The sequence below is a fragment of the Halomonas sp. CnH100-B genome (genome assembly GCF_024124605.1).
GTDB lineage: Bacteria > Pseudomonadota > Gammaproteobacteria > Pseudomonadales > Halomonadaceae > Vreelandella.
The window spans coordinates 308,679-325,736 of the sequence record NZ_JAMXRX010000001.1; the positions used below are offsets into that span (position 1 = coordinate 308,679).

Consider the following 17,058-nt stretch of genomic DNA (forward strand, 5'->3'; position numbering starts at 1 on the left):
CATGTTACTTCATTTGGCGAATTTCTTAGCCCAATACCAGTCAACGTTTCAAGTTTTTAACTATTTGACACTGCGCGTTATTTTGGCCGCGCTCACCGCACTCATGCTCTGCCTCTGGTTGGGCCCGTGGGTAATTCGCCGGTTGGTGGAAGGCCAAATTGGGCAAGCAGTGCGGGATGACGGCCCCCAGTCGCATCTCTCCAAAGCGGGTACCCCGACGATGGGCGGGGCCATGATTCTGTTGGCAATTGCCATTAGTACACTGGTCTGGGGCGACTTGACCAACCACTACGTGTGGGTCGTGCTGCTGGTGACGCTCGGATTTGGTGCGATTGGCTGGGTCGATGATTACCGTAAGGTGGTCGAGAAGAATCCCCGTGGCCTGCCGGCACGTTGGAAATACTTCTGGCAGTCGGTCGTGGGGATTGGAGCGGCCGTGGTGCTCTACGTAACGGCCGCCACGCCTGCAGAAACCAGCCTGCTCATTCCCATGTTCAAGGACGTCGCGCTTCCGCTGGGCGTGTTTTATATCGTGCTGAGCTACTTCGTGATCGTAGGCAGCTCGAATGCCGTCAATCTCACCGATGGCTTGGATGGCTTGGCGATCATGCCGACCGTGCTCGTGGCCATGGGGCTGTCGGTCTTTGCCTACGCTAGCGGCAACGCGGTGTTTGCGAACTATCTGCATATTCCTTTCATTCACGGCACCGGTGAGCTGGCGGTCTTTTGCGCCACCATTGCTGGCGCCGGTCTTGGCTTTCTGTGGTTCAACACCTATCCCGCCCAAGTGTTCATGGGGGATGTCGGTGCCCTGGCGCTGGGCGCGGCGCTTGGCGTGGTGGCAGTCATCGTTCGTCAAGAGATCGTACTGTTCATCATGGGCGGTATTTTCGTGCTGGAAACTGTCTCCGTGATCCTGCAGGTGGGCTCCTATAAGCTCACCGGACGCCGTATCTTCCGTATGGCCCCACTGCACCACCACTACGAGCTAAAGGGGTGGCCAGAACCTCGGGTCATCGTACGCTTCTGGATCATCACGGTGGTGCTAGTCCTACTTGGCCTCGCCACTTTGAAATTGCGATAAGTCGAGACCCGATAGGCGGTAAGCCCGCCTTTAGCACAAGGCAGAAGGAGCCACATGGTGCAGGTACCCAACGGATTTACGGTGGTCGTCGGACTAGGAGTTTCTGGTCAGGCCATTTGCCGTCATCTTACCCAGTTGGGTAGGCCGTTCATGGTGGCGGATACCCGCGAGACCCCGCCGGGACTCGAAGCCTTTCAGCAAGCGCACCCTGGTGTCCACGTACATTGTGGTGCCTTGACGCTGCTGGATATGCGCGAGGCTTACGAGGTCGTCATCAGTCCGGGGGTTGACCCTCGGACGGCAGGTTTGGAGGGATTGCTGGATCGTCACAATCCGGCCACCGGTGACCCGATGCTCGTGGGTGAAATTGCCCTGTTCAAGCGTGCCGTCAAGGCACCCATTGCCGCGATTACCGGGTCGAATGCCAAATCCACCGTCACCACGCTGCTCGGCGAGATGGCCGCTGCATCGGGAATCAAGGCCGCGGTGGGGGGCAATTTAGGGACACCTGCGCTCGATCTGTTGGCGCAGCAGCCTGACGCTGACCTCTACATTCTGGAGCTATCCAGTTTTCAGCTAGAAACGACCCCGTGGCTAGGCGCTGCATCGGTGGCGTTTTTGAATCTTTGCGACGACCATCTGGATCGGCACGGCGACTTGGCGGGTTACCGTCAGGCAAAACAGCGCATCTTCCTGGGCGCCGCGCACGCCGTGGTGAACGCAGACGATGCCCAGACGTGGCCAGAGCCGATGCTCGACCGCGTCGACTACTTCCGCAGTGAACCACCCACCGGCCAGTCCTGGGGGCTCGACGAGCGCCAGGGACGCTGGTGGTTGATGCAGGGGCAGACGCCTTGGTTGGCGGCTGACGAGCTTCAGATGGCGGGTCGGCATAATTATGCCAATGCGTTGGCTGCACTGGCGATGGGAAACGCGTTAGGCTTCGGTCGCGAGGACATGTGTCGTGCCCTGCGAGCATTCGCGGGTTTGCCCCATCGAAGCGAATGGATCGCCGATATTAACGGGGTCCGTTGGGTCAATGATTCCAAAGGAACCAACGTTGGGGCCACGCTGGCGGCCATCAACGGTATTGGTCCCACTCTCGATGGAAAGCTCATCCTGCTGGCGGGGGGCGTGGGCAAGGGCGCTGACTTTACGCCCCTAACGGCTCCACTTGCTGAGTGTGCCCGTGCGGCGATCATGTTTGGCACCGATGCGCCTCGTTTGATGGAAACGCTGGCAGGGGCACTGCCCGTGGAGCGGGTCGAGCACTTGACGCAGGCCATGGAAGTTGCCTTTGCCATGGCCGAGCCCGGTGATTGTGTGCTGCTGTCTCCCGCTTGTGCCAGCCTGGATCAATTCGCGAATTACCAAGCCCGTGGCGATGTCTTTCGTCAGTGGGTGGCGCGCAAACGTAATGAGTTGACGATATGAGCGATGCGTCCGTTAGCCGTATTCAGCGCTTGCGCGCTGCCTTGACGACTCAGCATCTGCCCTGTGATATCTGGCTGGTCTTGGCCGTCGTGGCGCTGGCGGGGTTGGGCTGGGTCATGGTCAGCTCTGCCTCGATAGGACTTCTGGAGAATAGCTACCACTACTCCCGGCAGCACGGCATTTTTTTGGTCTTGGCGATGGCGGCTTGCCTGTTCATGCTGTGCGTGCCTCTGGAGCTTTGGCGCCAGAATGCGGCGCTCATTCTGCTCGTCAGTATTTTCATGCTGGTAGTGGTGCTGATCATCGGTCAGGAAGTGAACGGCAGTAAGCGCTGGATTTCACTGCCGGGACCGCTACCGAGTTTGCAGGTCTCGGAGTTGGCGAAAATCGGTTTGATCTTCTACATGGCGGCATTCATGTCGCGTTTTACCTACGAGTTGCGTCAGCGGGCGTTTACCATGTGGCGGCCCCTGGCCGTTCTGGCGGTGCCTGCGAGTCTGCTATTTCTTGCTCCAGACTTCGGCGGCATGGTGGTCTACACCGTTTGTGTCATTGGCATGCTGATGATGAGCGGTGCGTCGCTGACGCTGCTGGTTGGCAGCGGTGGCGTGTTAGGGTTTGGCGCGGTCATGATGGTCGTGATGGAGCCTTACCGCTTGGCGCGCTGGACCAGCTTCCTCGACCCTTGGGCGGATCAGTTTGCCACTGGCTATCAGTTGACCCAGGCGCTGATTGCGTTTGGCCGTGGCCACGTCACCGGCACGGGGTTGGGCAACAGCGTCCAAAAACTTCACTATTTACCGGAAGCGCATACGGATTTCATTTTTGCCGTGGTGGCCGAAGAGCTGGGCATGATTGGCGCCATTGCCATGGTGCTGCTGTTTACCCTGTTCATCGTACGCGCGATGTGGGTAGGGCGTCGGGCAGAGCTGGCAGGTCATCTGTTCGGTGCCTACGTCAGCTATGGGATTGGTTTTATCGTCGCTGCTCAAGCGTTCATCAATATGGCGGTGAGCTCTGGTCTGTTGCCGACCAAAGGCCTCACATTGCCACTCATCAGTTACGGCGGTTCTAGCCTCTTGGTGACCGGTATGATGATCGGGCTGCTGCTACGGGTCGATGCGGAAACTCGCCACCGCCCGCGACGTACGCCGACCCCTTATCGTGCGCGTCGAGAACCACGTTTATCGTAATCACTCAAGGAGCCGTTTGTGGCGACCAACTCACGTCGACGGATATTGATCATGGCCGGGGGGACCGGTGGGCACGTCATTCCTGCGCTTTCGTTAGCGCATGCGTTACAAGCCAAGGGTGTCGACGTGGAATGGCTCGGGAGCCCGCGCGGTATCGAAAATCAGTTGGTGCCCAAAGCCGGTATTCCGCTGCACACCATCGCCATTCAAGGGCTAAGAGGTAAAGGGCTCGTTGGCTGGTGCAAAGCGCCCATGAATCTTTCCAAGGCGGTATTGCAGGCGCGGCGTATCATTCAGCGTTTCAAGCCGGACGTCGTCGTGGGGCTTGGCGGTTTCGCCAGCGGCCCTGGCGGGCTAGCGGCGTGGCTGTCGCGGGTGCCGCTCGTGATTCACGAACAGAACGCCGTGGCGGGTCTGACCAACAAAGTGCTGTCGCGCCTGGCGACGCGTACCTACGCCGCCTTCGACGATGCGTTCGGCCAGCGGGCGGTCGTCATTGGTAACCCCGTGCGTTATGAGATTGCGGCGCTAGGGGAGCATCCCAAGCAGGTGTCGGATCTGGTGGGGCGGCCGCTCAGGCTGCTGGTAGTGGGTGGCTCCTTGGGAGCGGTTGCTCTCAACGAGCGGTTGCCCCCGGCACTGGCCGCGCTACCGCCAGAGCGGCGTCCTGACGTTCGCCACCAAGCCGGTAAAGAGCGCGATGTCGCGACGGCGCAAGCTTACACGGAACATGGCATCGTCGCCGATGTCAGCCCGTTCATTGATGATATGGCAGCGGCCTATGCCTGGGCGGATTTGGTGGTATGCCGTGCGGGGGCATTAACGGTGGCAGAGTTGGCGGCTGCCGCCAAACCGGCGCTGTTGGTGCCTTTTCCCTTTGCCGTCGATGACCATCAGCGAGTCAATGCCGATGTGTTGGTCAAGGCGGGAGCGGCGCAGTGTGTGGTTCAGTCCGCGCTGACGCCTGAGCGTTTAACCCAATTACTAGATGAATTATTGGACCCTGACAGGCTCGCGACCATGGCGTCGAAGGCGCGCCAGGCTGCTCATTTAGATGCCACCGAGCGTCTTGCCGACGGCTGTTTGGGTTTGGTAAAGCAAGGAGAAACTGCGTGACCGATTCAGTGACTAACCTGTCGCCGCGGGGCGCACGCCCTGCCGGCCCCGGCATGCGTCGTATTCAGCGGCTGCATTTCGTGGGTATCGGTGGTGCAGGCATGTGCGGTATCGCCGAGGTATTGGCGAACCAGGGTTACCAAGTCAGCGGTAGCGATATGAAAGCGTCCGCCGTGGTAGAGCGTCTGCGCCAGTGCGGTGTCAACGTGGCGATCGGTCATGCGGAAGCGCATGTCCAGGGAGCCGACGTGGTCGTGGTGTCCAGTGCGATTGACGATGCCAACCCTGAAATACGCTGGGCCCATGAGCACCGCGTGCCGGTGGTGCGTCGTGCTGAAATGCTGGCAGAGCTGATGCGCTTTCGCCATGGCATTGCCGTGGCGGGCACCCATGGCAAAACCACCACCACCAGCTTGACGGCCACGCTGCTAGCGGAAGGGGGGTTGGATCCGACGTTCGTGATTGGGGGTAAGCTCACTAGTGCCGGTGCCAACGCCCGCTTGGGTGAGGGCGACTACCTGGTGGCCGAGGCCGATGAATCCGACGCGTCGTTCCTGCACCTGCAGCCCATGGTCTCGATCGTGACGAACATCGATGCCGACCACATGGCGACCTATGGCGGTGACTTCGAGCGGCTAAAAAGCACGTTCATTGAATTCTTGCACAATCTGCCGTTCTACGGGCTGGCGGTGCTGTGTATCGACGACCCCCACGTGCGTGGCCTGTGTGAGCAGGTGAAGCGACAGTTCGTCACCTATGGCTTCGACGAAGATGCCGACTATCGCATCGTCGACTTTTCGCAGCAGGGGGGAGAGGTCTCGTTCACCGCGCTGCGCCCCGGCGATGCCGCGCCGCTGGCTATTCGCTTGGCCATGCCAGGACGACACAATGCGCTCAACGCCATGGCGGCGATCGTGGTGGCGACGGACGCAGGCGTCAGCGATGGGGCGATTCAGCGGGGACTGACCGGATTTGCAGGCGTGGGGCGCCGTTTTCAGGTACACGGCCACTTTCCAGCACCGTCGGGGAGCGGCGAGATCATGCTGGTGGACGACTATGGCCACCATCCCCGTGAAGTCGACATGGTGATTCAGGCAGTGCGAGCCGGCTGGCCCGACCGCCGTCTGGTAATGCTCTACCAGCCTCACCGCTATAGCCGCACTCGGGATCTATACGAGGATTTCGTACGCGTGCTCTCTCAGGTGGATACACTGGTACTGCTGGATGTCTACAGCGCGGGCGAGGCCGTACTGCCTGGGGCAGAAGGGCGCACGTTGGCAGGCTCCATCCGACAGCGCGGGGAAGTCGACCCGCTCTTTGTCGAGCACAAGCATGAACTGCCCGCCTTGCTGACTAACGTGCTGCGGCCGGGTGATATCTTGATTACTCAGGGCGCTGGGGATGTGGGCGGTATTTCGCTACGTTTGGCTCAGGCCAAGCTGGCGCTAGACGAGGTGGCGCTATGAACAGGGGGCAAGTCGGTTCCTTGGACCGTGTCGTCGTCGTGTATGGCGGCACCTCTGCCGAGAGAGAGGTGTCCCTCAAAAGCGGCGCAGCGATTTTGGCTGCCCTGAATCGTCAGGGTGTGGATGCGATCGGCTACGACCCTAAAGAGGGTGGCCTCGCTGGACTCGAGCGTTTGGCACCCAGCGCAGTGTTCGTTGCGCTACACGGTCGCGGCGGCGAAGACGGAACCTTGCAAGGGGCACTCGAGCTGCTAGGCCTGCCCTATACCGGCAGCGGCGTACTGGCCTCCGCGTTGGGGATGGACAAGCAGCGTACCAAGCAAGTGTGGCAGGCCGTGGGCTTGCCCACGCCGGAATGCATCATGCTCAGCGAGCACGCCGACTGGGCCGCCGTGGTTGAGCAGCTCGGCCTGCCAATGATGGTCAAACCGGTGCATGAAGGCTCTACCTTGGGCATCAGTATCGTCAAAAGCCAAGAGGAGCTGCGATCGGCGTATACGGCAGCGGCCAAGTTCGATGCGCATGTCATGGCCGAGCGATTCGTCGTCGGTGATGAGTACACCGTGGCGCTGCTGGGAGATGATGTCTTGCCCGCCATTCGCGTCGAGGTGCCGGGCGGTTTCTATGACTATGAAGCCAAATACATCGCCAATACCACCCAATACCACTTGCCCTGCGGCTTGTCCGATGAGGAGGAGCAGTCTTTGGCAGCGCTCTGTAAAGAAGCGTTTGTCGCGGTAGGCGGTCAGGGCTGGGGACGCATCGACGTCATGCGGGACAAAGAAGGGCAGTTTTGGCTCATCGAAGTGAATACGGTGCCGGGCATGACCGATCATAGCCTCGTTCCGCAAGCGGCTGCCCATGCGGGTATCGACTTCGACACCCTGGTCATGCGGATTTTGCAGACGGCGATCGCGCCGAGCGTTGCGTCATGATGGACTGGGTAAAAGGCGTGTTATGAAAAAACGCAACGCATGGCTAGGCGTTGTGCTGTTGGCGCTACTGCTGGGTGCCGGGGGGCGAGCGCTGTGGTTATGGCTGGACCGCCCCATCGAGCGAGTGTCGATCCGCGGTGAGTGGGAGTACGTCAGCGCCGACTATTTACGTACCCAGTTAGCGCCGCTGGTGCAGGAAGCGACCTGGTTATCGGCTGATTTGGGCGAACTTCGCCGTCGCGCACTCACCATTGGGTGGCTAAACGAGGTGCGCATCTCCCGTGAGTGGCCCAACGCGCTGGTCTTTGAACTCGTCGAGCAAACGCCGGTGGCACGCTGGAACGACGAGTTTCTCTTGAACCCCGAAGGGGAGCCGTTTGCCTTTGCTCCCCTTGCCGTTCCTGAAGGCTTGCCCGACTTGGCAGGCCCTGGGGGGAGCAGTGAAGAAGTGTTGGCCTACTATCAGCGTTTGCTGCCGTACTTCGCTGGGTTATCCCTGTCGCTCGCTCAGCTACGATTGGAGCCGCGTGGCGCCTGGCGTTTACAGCTATCCAGCGGTGCTTGGGTAATGTTGGGCCGTCGTCAGCACGGCGAGCGATTGGCGAGGCTGTCAGCTTCTTGGCAACGCGAACTTGCCAATGTCAGCGATCATATTCGCTACATCGATTTGCGCTACCCTAATGGTGTCGCGGTCGCTTGGCACGGAGAAACAGAGTTTCAAGAGAGTGAACCATCGACAAATGCAGAGTAACCGTCGATGACAATGTGCAAAAAGTAGGTAAAGGTGAGTGGTTGCCAACGCCGAAAAACCCGTCAATGGGGTTTAAATTGCCGTTCAAGCCAATTATCGTGGGCGTGGGCTAGTCGTATTGCGACTATTGTTTCTATACTATGTCCCTAGCGGTGCTGTGGGTGGGTTTTTATTATCCTATCAGCGGTTAGCACGGTTCATCGCGTATCAAGTTTAACGTTACTAATTTCAATTTGGCAGCTGCTCTTTTTGCTAAGGCAATTAAAGTATCTTCCGTATTATTTAAAATGACGGCAAGGAGATTCCCCGACTCATGGCAGGCTCACCCAACGCATCCAATATGGTTGTCGGGCTGGACATTGGAACGTCCAAGGTCGTCGCGATAGTCGGTCAACCCACCGATGATGGTGGGATTGAAATTGCCGGTATCGGTTCACATCCGTCGCGCGGCATGAAGCGCGGCGTCGTCATCAATATCGAATCGACGGTTCAGTCGATTCAGCGCGCCGTAGAAGAAGCGGAGTTGATGGCAGGGTGCGATATTCACTCGGTGTACGTGGGTGTGGCCGGCAGTCATATTAGCTCGATGAACTCAGACGGTGTCGTGGCGATTAAAGAGCGTGAAGTCACGCCTTCCGATATCGACCGAGTGATCGACTCTGCGCGCGCTCGTGCGATTTCCGAAGGCCAGCGTGTGCTGCACGTGCTGCCGCAGGAGTTCTCGATCGATGCCCAAGGCGGCATTCGCGAGCCGTTGGGGATGTCCGGCGTGCGGCTGGAAGCCCAAGTGCATCTGGTGACGGCGGCCCTCAATGCCGTTCAGAATATCGAGAAGTGCGTGCGCCGCTGTGGGTTGGATGTCGACGCGATCATTCTCGAACAGCTGGCGTCGAGCATGGCCGTGCTGACTGAGGACGAGCGTGAGCTGGGTGTTTGTATGGTCGATATCGGCGGTGGCACCACCGATATGGCGATCTTTACCGAGGGAGCGATTCGCCACACGGCGGTCATTCCCATTGCTGGCGATCAGGTTACCAACGATATCGCCATGGCGCTGCGCACGCCGACTCAGCACGCCGAAGAGATTAAAGTGAAATACGCTTGCGCGTTAACACAATTGGCAGCAAGCGATGAGATGATCAAGGTTCCCAGTGTCGGTGACCGTCCAGCCAGAGACCTATCGCGCCAAGCGCTGGCAGAAGTGGTCGAGCCACGTTACGAAGAGCTGTTTACCTTGGTAAGAGACGAATTACGTCGCAGCGGCTATGAAGATATGGTCGCTGCGGGGGTGGTGCTCACCGGCGGCACCTCGCGCATGGAAGGTGTAAGCGAATTGGCAGAAGAGATTTTTCACATGCCGGTTCGTATTGCCTGCCCGCAAAATGTCAGAGGCTTGGCAGATGTGGTTCGCAATCCTATCTATGCGACGGGCGTTGGTTTACTGCATTATGCACTGCAGGAAACGCGTCATGGGCAAGGCCTAGAAAGCCACGGGGGAGTCGTTGCGGCCCACAAAGGACGTAACGAATTAGCCCGGCGTGATATCAAGGATGGCCATTCGGCGCTGGCAAGAATCAAAGGCTGGTTCAAAGGAAATTTCTGATAGGGCCGCAAGCGCGGTTCAGGAGACGGGGCTTATGTTCGAATTGGTAGATAACGCACCCTCGAGCAGTGCGGTCATCAAAGTAGTGGGCGTTGGCGGCGGTGGCGGTAACGCGGTCAACCACATGGTCGAGAGCAACATCGAAGGCGTCGAATTCATTTGCGCCAATACCGATGCTCAGGCCCTCAAGCGCGTATCGGCAAAGACGGTGCTGCAGCTAGGTAGCGAGATCACCAAAGGCCTTGGTGCTGGCGCGAATCCCGAAGTGGGCCGTCAGGCTGCCATGGAGGATCGTGAGCGCATTGCCGAACTGCTCAGCGGTGCCGACATGGTCTTCATTACCGCTGGCATGGGGGGGGGCACCGGTACCGGCGGTGCGCCCGTGGTAGCGCAGGTAGCCAAAGAGCTGGGTATTTTGACGGTAGCGGTCGTGACACGCCCCTTCCCCTTCGAAGGGCCTAAGCGGATGCGCGCTGCTGAAGAGGGCATGAAAGAGCTCTCCGAGCACGTCGATTCGTTGATCACCATTCCTAATGAAAAGCTGCTGTCGGTGCTTGGGAAGAATGCCACGCTGCTGACGGCTTTCAGTGCTGCCAACGATGTACTGCTGGGCGCGGTCCAGGGTATCGCGGAGCTGATCACCAGCCCTGGCATCATCAACGTCGACTTTGCCGATGTGCGTACCGTTATGTCGGAAATGGGCATGGCGATGATGGGCACCGGCGGAGCCACGGGTGAAAACCGTGCCCGCGAAGCGGCTGAAAAAGCCATTCGCAGCCCGCTGCTGGAAGATATCGATCTACACGGCGCGCGCGGCATTTTGGTCAACATCACTGCAGGCCCCGACCTCTCGATTGGCGAATTCAACGATGTCGGTGCCACGGTTCAGGAGTTTGCGTCCCAAGAGGCGACGATCGTGGTCGGTACGTCCATCGACATGGAAATGTCCGATGAGCTGCGTGTGACGGTCGTTGCGGCGGGTCTCGATGGCAGTAAAGCCAAAGCTGCGGCAGCGCGCGAGCCCGCTCGTCGTTCAGCGGCAGAGGCCGGTGGCTCTGACTACCGAAAACTTCAGCAACCCACCGTGATGCGTCAGCAGGCCACGGCACGCGCGGAAGCCCCCGATGCAGCGTCAAAACCGCGCGCTGAGAAACGTCGCGCAGCGGATGCTGACGACTACCTGGATATCCCCGCGTTTCTACGCCGTCAGGCGGATTAACGCTCGCTATCAGGTTCATTGCAGCAGCAAACGAGAGTTTTATTGGTTAAAACGCTCGTTTGCTGTTAAAGTGAACACTGTTTGATAACTTTCTTCCCCTGCGGACCCTGTGGCAATTCGCTGCAAGCCGCCGTCATTAGAGCTTGACCACTACCCATGATCAGACAACGCACATTACAAAACGTCATTCGCGCCACTGGAGTGGGTCTGCACTCTGGCAAAAAAGTCCATATGGCTTTGCGTCCGGCGCCGGCCAACACCGGCATTGTGTTTGTCAGAACCGATCTGGACCCCGTGGTACATGTACCTGCCCGTGCCGAGCTAGTCGAAGACACCACGCTGTGTACGGCACTCTCTCATGAAGGCGTCAAAGTGGCGACCGTCGAGCACCTCATGTCCGCCTTTGCGGGTTTGGGCATCGACAATGCCTACGTCGATATCAGCGCCCCCGAAGTGCCTATCATGGATGGTAGCGCTAGTCCGTTCGTTTTTCTGATTCAATCGGCCGGTATCCTGGAGCAGGACGCGGCGAAAAAATTCATTCGCATCAAGCGCCGTATTGGCGTGACCGATGGCGATAAAGAAGCCACCTTTTTGCCCCATCAAGGTTTCAAGGTTTCGTTTGCCATCGATTTCGACCATCCGGTTTTCGAACAGCAGAAACAAACTGCGCTGATCGATTTTTCGACCACGTCGTTTGTCAAAGAAGTCTCCCGGGCGCGCACCTTTGGGTTCATGCGCGATCTAGAGTACCTGCGCTCCAACAATTTAGCCTTGGGGGGCAGCCTGGAAAACGCGATCGTGGTCGACGATTACCGTATCGTCAACGAGGGCGGTCTGCGCTACGAAGACGAGTTCGTCAAACACAAGGTACTAGATGCCATTGGCGATTTGTACCAGCTGGGATACAGCTTGATTGGCGAATTCCGTGGCGTGAAGTCGGGTCATGCTCTGAATAATCAGCTGTGCCGTGAGCTGATGGCTCAGCCGGATGCTTACGAGATCGTGACGTTCGAAGAAGAGAAGGCCGTGGCCCCTATCTCCTATGCGGCACCGGCGATGGCGTAATTTGCCGAAAAACAAAATGTTGGGGTCGAGTTGAAATCGTGAAAGGGTCCCCCATCTACAAAGCACTGCTTCGGCGGTGCTTTGTTTGTTTTGGGTAAGCGCTTCTAGCGTGACGTTTTGGTATCTTCCGAACGCGCGTGAGAGGCTAAGCGCTCTAAGGCATGTCTCAGGCTAGGGCTGTCGGTGTCTTTGGCGCATTCGGCCAAGGTTTTGCCTGCGTCGTCGGAAAGCGTTCGCGTGAAGCGTTTAGGCGATTCGATGGGGCGTACGGGACGTACTTTGAGGGTAAATCCTGTTACTCCTTCAAAGCCAGGGAGCTGATGAAGAAGCGATAATAGTCGCGACTGCTCGTAGCGTAGCCACGTCAGCCAGCTTGCTTGTCCGCTGATGAGAGTCAGGCGCCCGCTGCTGAAGCCGCCCACGAAAATGTGTTCGCGCATCTCGTCGGGTAAATGAGCGCGAAGATGGCGCTGCGCTTGATCAATCAAGCGTGTTTGCCGCATGAGCTGGCCAACGCCGCCTGACTTGGTCAGCAGTTGGGCAATGGGCTGTGCGCGAGAACGCTTAACCTTTATACTCATCAACTTGATTCCTAGGGTGTCGCGAGTGGCGTCGTACTGGCAACTACGAGCAGCACCTGTGTTTGACCGCCAATAGACAGAGCCTAACACGCTCGGGAGCCAGTCCACAGCATGTCATCAACGTTACAGATCGAATCTGCTTCGCCAAGGCGTCCTCGACGCTATGGCCTAGCGCGTTGGTGGTTGGCTGGCTTACTGGTGAGCTGTTTATTACCCGCTAGTCTACACCCATCCGACGCACTGAGAAGTAGCGACCGTGGCGTCTGCATCTGCTTTTGGATGCCTGCTATGCTTCGCGCCCAATCTCACTGGATCGCGAAGAAACGGCGCGCGCTTCGCCGCTGGTTTCACCGTCAAACGCGGCGAGCGCCCCAGGCCCCCCGTCGCCCTTTGTCTTTTCTGCCGTTCGCGCTCCCGCTCGTCGCTGCCCGCGATGTCGTGACGCCCCGTGGCCCGCCTGCTCGATAACGCATTGCTTCATATCACCCTCTTTGCTTGATACCTGAGCGTACCTGGATGGGGCGCTCACGATGATTTGGAAATTTCATGATTAACAACTTGTTACGTAAAGTAGTCGGTTCCAAGAACGACCGTGAAGTCAAGCGCATGCAGAAAAGCGTGCAGAGCATCAATGCGCTGGAAGAGACCCTGGCGGGCCTGAGCGATGCCGAGCTTCAAGCGAAAACTCCAGAACTGCGCCAGCGCCTAGACGACGGGGTAGCGCTGGATAGCCTACTGCCCGATGCGTTTGCCGTGGTGCGTGAAGCCAGCAAGCGAGTCATGGGAATGCGCCACTTTGACGTGCAAATGGTCGGTGGTATGACCTTGCATCGTGGTCGAATCGCGGAAATGAAAACCGGGGAAGGTAAAACGCTGGTTGCCACGCTCGCGGTCTATTTGAACGCGCTGACCCGTAAAGGCGTGCATGTCGTGACCGTGAACGACTACCTTGCCCGTCGCGATGCGGAGTGGATGCGCCCCCTGTATGAATTCCTGGGGCTCACGGTGGGCGTTATTTTCGCCGGACAGACGGGGGAAGAGAAACGTCACGCGTACCAGTGTGACATTACCTACGGCACCAACAACGAGTTTGGCTTCGACTACCTGCGCGACAACATGGCGTTCTCGCTGGAAGACAAAGTTCAGCGCGGTTTGCACTACGCGATTGTCGACGAAGTGGACTCCATCCTGATCGATGAAGCGCGCACGCCGCTGATCATCTCCGGCGCGGTAGATGAAAATACCGACCTCTATGGCATCGTCAACTGCCTCGCCCAGCAGCTCGAGCAGGGAGAAGTCTCCGAAGATGAGGACGCGCCGGTAAGCGGCGATTTCGTGCTCGACGAGAAGCAGAAGCAGGTAGAGTTGACCGAACAGGGGCACAACAAAGTCGAAGAGCTCATGCGAGCCGAAGGGCTGTTGGGCGAAGGCGAGTCGCTCTACGCCGCGCAAAACCTCAACCTGTTACAGCACATGCACTCCGCGCTGCGCGCACGCCATCTCTATCACCTGGATGTGGATTACATCGTCGCCGAAGGTCAGGTAGTGATCGTCGACGAGCACACTGGCCGCACGATGCCGGGCCGTCGTTGGTCCGAGGGGTTGCACCAAGCCGTCGAAGCCAAAGAGGGAGTAACGGTTCAGCGAGAAAGTCAGACGTTGGCGTCTACCACGTTCCAGAACTACTTCCGTCTGTATGAAAAGTTGTCGGGCATGACGGGCACGGCAGATACCGAAGCGTTCGAATTCCGTCAGATTTACGGCCTGGATGTCATCGTCATTCCCACCAACCGCCCGCTGGCGCGTAAGGATCTCAACGATCTGGTGTACCTCAGTGCGGAAGAGAAGTACGAAGCCATCATCAAAGACGTGAAGGCGGAAACCGACGCTGGCCGCCCGGTGTTGGTGGGTACCGCCTCCATTGAAACGTCTGAGTATTTAGCGCGCTTAATGCGTGAGGCTGGGCTGAAATTTAACGTTTTGAACGCCAAGCAGCACCAAAGCGAAGCGGAAATTATTGCCCAGGCTGGCCGTCCCGGCGCGATCACTATCGCTACCAACATGGCGGGTCGCGGTACCGATATCATGCTAGGCGGTAACTGGGAAGCTGAGGCCGCTAAGCTGCACAACCCCTCGCAAGCTCAAATCGATGCGCTCAAAGCCGAGTGGCAAAAGCGCCATGATGCGGTGCTGGAAGCCGGTGGCTTGCACGTGGTGGGCTCTGAGCGCCATGAATCCCGCCGTATCGATAACCAGCTCCGTGGTCGTGCCGGTCGTCAGGGCGATCCAGGCTCTACACGCTTCTTCCTCTCGCTGGAAGACAGCCTCATGCGCCTATTTGGCTCCGACCGGGTGAAGCGCTTGATGCAGGCGCTGGGGCTTGAGCGCGGCGAAGCCATCGAGCACAAGATGGTTTCCAATGCGGTCGAGCGCGCGCAGAAGAAAGTAGAAGGGCGTAACTTCGATATTCGTAAGCAGCTGCTGGAGTACGATGACGTTGCCAACGATCAGCGCCGCGTGATTTACGAGCAGCGTAATGAAATCCTCGCCTCTGATGACGTCTCCGCTGCGGTGGTGGGTATTCGAGAGGAGGTAATGGAAGACGCAATTAGCGACTACGTGCCCCCTCAAAGTCTGGCCGAGCAGTGGGATCTGCCTGGTCTGGAAGCGCATCTGAAAACGGAGTTCAATCTCGATGCTCCGGTCGTTAAGTGGGCGGACGAGGACGAGCGCTTCAGTGAAGAGAAGTTGCGCGAGCGTCTGCAAACCATGCATCGAGACGCCTACCAAGCGAAGATCGAGTCCGCTGGTGAAGCGCTGATTCGTCGCTTCGAGAAACAGGTGATGCTGCAAGTGCTGGATACCCGCTGGAAAGAGCACCTGCAGTCCATGGATCATTTGCGTCGCGGTATCCACCTGCGTGGCTATGCACAGAAAAACCCCAAGCAGGAGTACAAGCGCGAGTCCTTCGAGCTGTTCCAGCATCTGTTGACCAACATCAAAGCCGATGTCACGCGTATTCTCAGCCACGTTCAGGTGCGTCAGCCAGAAGAGGTCGATGCTCTGGAGCAGAAGCGCCGTGAAGAACTGGCCCGTGAGAAGGCGACGGCTGCTAGCCGTCATGAGGCGCCCGATGCCGAGCCGAGCGAAGCCGCCCCCGGCGCCGATGGTCGTCCGCTGCGTCGTGAAAACCCGAAAGTGGGCCGCAACGACCCCTGCGTATGTGGCTCCGGTAAGAAGTACAAGCAGTGCTGCGGCAAATTGAGCTAATCACGCGCATACGTCAGTGTGCGTAAAGGAGAGAAACATGGCGGTGGGACATCTTCCCTTTCCGGAATTGCCACCCCTTGACGGGGTGCGTCTAGGGACTGCAAAGGCGGGCATCAAGAAGCCGGACCGCCGTGACATGGTCGTGATCGAACTGCCCGAGACGGCCACCGTGGCGGGCGTGTTCACGCGCAATGCGTTCTGTGCCGCTCCCGTGGTGGTGGCCAAGTCACACCTTGAGGCGTGCGCAGAGAGCGGCCTTGCGCCCCGGTACTGGCTCATCAATACCGGCAACGCCAATGCGGGAACGGGTGAGGCAGGACTGCAGGATGCCTATGCCAGCTGTGCCGCGGTGGCCGAGCAAGCCGGGGTGGACACCACCCAGGTACTGCCGTTCTCCACCGGCGTGATTGGCGAGCCGCTGCCCATGGCTCGTCTGCTGGCAGGCTTGCCTGACGCGTTGGCAACGCTGGCCGACTCGAGCCAGGCGTGGCAGCAGGCAGGAGAAGGCATTCTCACCACCGACACCCGCGCGAAAGGGGCCACGGTCACCGTGACGATTGGCGACCAGCAGGTCACGATCAACGGCATTACCAAAGGCTCGGGTATGATCAAGCCCAACATGGCCACCATGCTGGGGTTCGTGATGACCGATGCGGCCATCGCGCAGCCATTACTCGCCACGCTACTGCGAGAAACGGTGGATCGTTCGTTCAACTGCATCACGGTGGATAGCGATACCTCGACCAACGATGCCTGCATGCTGGCGGCAACGGGCACTGGAGCGCGTATCGAAAGCGACGAACACGTCGCCGTTTTCCGTAATGCCCTGCAGCGGGTGATGACCGAGCTGGCCCAATCGATCATCCGCGATGGCGAGGGGGCGACCAAGTTCATCACGCTGCAGGTGAACGAGGCCTGTACGCGCCAAGAGGCATTGGACGTCGCCTTCACCGTGGCTCACTCGCCGCTGGTCAAAACCGCACTGTACGCTTCCGACGCCAACTGGGGACGTATCTTGGCGGCGGTGGGGCGCGCGCCGGTGGCGTCGTTCGATGTCAGCCGTGTCGTCATCGATTTGGGCGATGTGCGTTTGGTGGAAAACGGTGGCCGTGCGAACAGCTATACCGAGGCGGCGGGCAGTGCCGTCATGGCTGAGGAAGAGATCACAATTCGCATTAATTTGGGACGTGGTGACGAGGCGGCCACTGTGTGGACCTCGGATCTCTCCCATGACTATGTGTCCATCAACGCGGATTACCGCAGCTAAGGCTGCGGCAACGTGCTAACGCAGCGAGATAGCGCCGTGCAAGCAAGGCGGCGCGCACAAAGTGGATAAGA

At 58.8% G+C, this 17,058-nt stretch carries 13 protein-coding genes; 12 read left to right on the top strand and 1 reads right to left on the bottom strand.

The features are described from left to right. The first annotated feature begins 1 nt into the window (after position 1). The 10 genes from mraY (at position 2) to lpxC (ending at position 11,869) form a co-directional block, all read left to right on the top strand. Positions 2-1,084, top strand: coding sequence for a phospho-N-acetylmuramoyl-pentapeptide-transferase (gene mraY, locus NH398_RS01330; protein ID WP_159342542.1), 1,083 nt, complete (start codon positions 2-4; stop codon positions 1,082-1,084). Positions 1,085-1,138: 54 nt separating this feature from the next. Then, positions 1,139-2,518: a UDP-N-acetylmuramoyl-L-alanine--D-glutamate ligase gene (gene murD / locus NH398_RS01335; RefSeq protein WP_253015991.1), complete on the top strand. Its 1,380-nt coding sequence runs from the start codon at positions 1,139-1,141 to the stop codon at positions 2,516-2,518. Next, a complete protein-coding gene (gene ftsW, locus NH398_RS01340) occupies positions 2,515-3,711 on the top strand; it encodes a putative lipid II flippase FtsW (protein WP_159342540.1) in 1,197 nt (398 codons plus the stop codon). The genes murD and ftsW overlap by 4 nt, the downstream gene beginning before the upstream one ends. Before the next feature lie 18 nt (positions 3,712-3,729). Further along, on the top strand, positions 3,730-4,827 hold the full coding sequence (murG, locus tag NH398_RS01345) for an undecaprenyldiphospho-muramoylpentapeptide beta-N-acetylglucosaminyltransferase (protein ID WP_366069897.1): 1,098 nt from the start codon (positions 3,730-3,732) through the stop codon (positions 4,825-4,827). Between the two features lie 53 nt (positions 4,828-4,880). Next, positions 4,881-6,293 carry a UDP-N-acetylmuramate--L-alanine ligase gene (murC, locus tag NH398_RS01350; protein ID WP_253016546.1) on the top strand — a complete coding sequence of 471 codons (1,413 nt, stop codon included), beginning with the start codon at positions 4,881-4,883 and terminating at the stop codon, positions 6,291-6,293. Next, on the top strand, positions 6,290-7,228 hold the full coding sequence (locus NH398_RS01355; RefSeq protein ID WP_253015992.1) for a D-alanine--D-alanine ligase: 939 nt from the start codon (positions 6,290-6,292) through the stop codon (positions 7,226-7,228). The genes murC and NH398_RS01355 overlap by 4 nt, the downstream gene beginning before the upstream one ends. Positions 7,229-7,250: 22 nt before the next feature. Next, a complete protein-coding gene (locus NH398_RS01360) occupies positions 7,251-7,979 on the top strand; it encodes a cell division protein FtsQ/DivIB (RefSeq protein ID WP_253015993.1) in 729 nt (242 codons plus the stop codon). A gap of 313 nt (positions 7,980-8,292) precedes the next feature. Beyond that, positions 8,293-9,582 (top strand): cell division protein FtsA, encoded by a 1,290-nt coding sequence (ftsA, locus tag NH398_RS01365; protein ID WP_159342536.1) that lies wholly within the window; start codon positions 8,293-8,295, stop codon positions 9,580-9,582. A 34-nt stretch (positions 9,583-9,616) separates the two neighbouring features. Next, positions 9,617-10,801 (top strand): cell division protein FtsZ, encoded by a 1,185-nt coding sequence (gene ftsZ, locus NH398_RS01370; protein ID WP_253015994.1) that lies wholly within the window; start codon positions 9,617-9,619, stop codon positions 10,799-10,801. A gap of 156 nt (positions 10,802-10,957) precedes the next feature. Beyond that, positions 10,958-11,869 (top strand): UDP-3-O-acyl-N-acetylglucosamine deacetylase, encoded by a 912-nt coding sequence (lpxC, locus tag NH398_RS01375; protein ID WP_159342535.1) that lies wholly within the window; start codon positions 10,958-10,960, stop codon positions 11,867-11,869. Positions 11,870-11,973: 104 nt separating this feature from the next. Here lpxC and NH398_RS01380 read toward each other — a convergent pair whose 3' ends face one another. Further along, positions 11,974-12,450 carry a DciA family protein gene (locus tag NH398_RS01380; RefSeq protein ID WP_159342534.1) on the bottom strand — a complete coding sequence of 159 codons (477 nt, stop codon included), beginning with the start codon at positions 12,448-12,450 and terminating at the stop codon, positions 11,974-11,976. Between the two features lie 546 nt (positions 12,451-12,996). On the opposite strand from NH398_RS01380, the gene secA reads away from it, so the two are divergent. Next, positions 12,997-15,720 carry a preprotein translocase subunit SecA gene (gene secA, locus NH398_RS01385; RefSeq protein WP_253015995.1) on the top strand — a complete coding sequence of 908 codons (2,724 nt, stop codon included), beginning with the start codon at positions 12,997-12,999 and terminating at the stop codon, positions 15,718-15,720. Positions 15,721-15,757: 37 nt separating this feature from the next. Continuing rightward, the gene (gene argJ, locus NH398_RS01390) at positions 15,758-16,987 is read left to right on the top strand and encodes a bifunctional glutamate N-acetyltransferase/amino-acid acetyltransferase ArgJ (RefSeq protein ID WP_253015996.1); all 1,230 of its coding nucleotides are present in this window, start codon (positions 15,758-15,760) and stop codon (positions 16,985-16,987) included. Positions 16,988-17,058 lie beyond the last annotated feature (71 nt).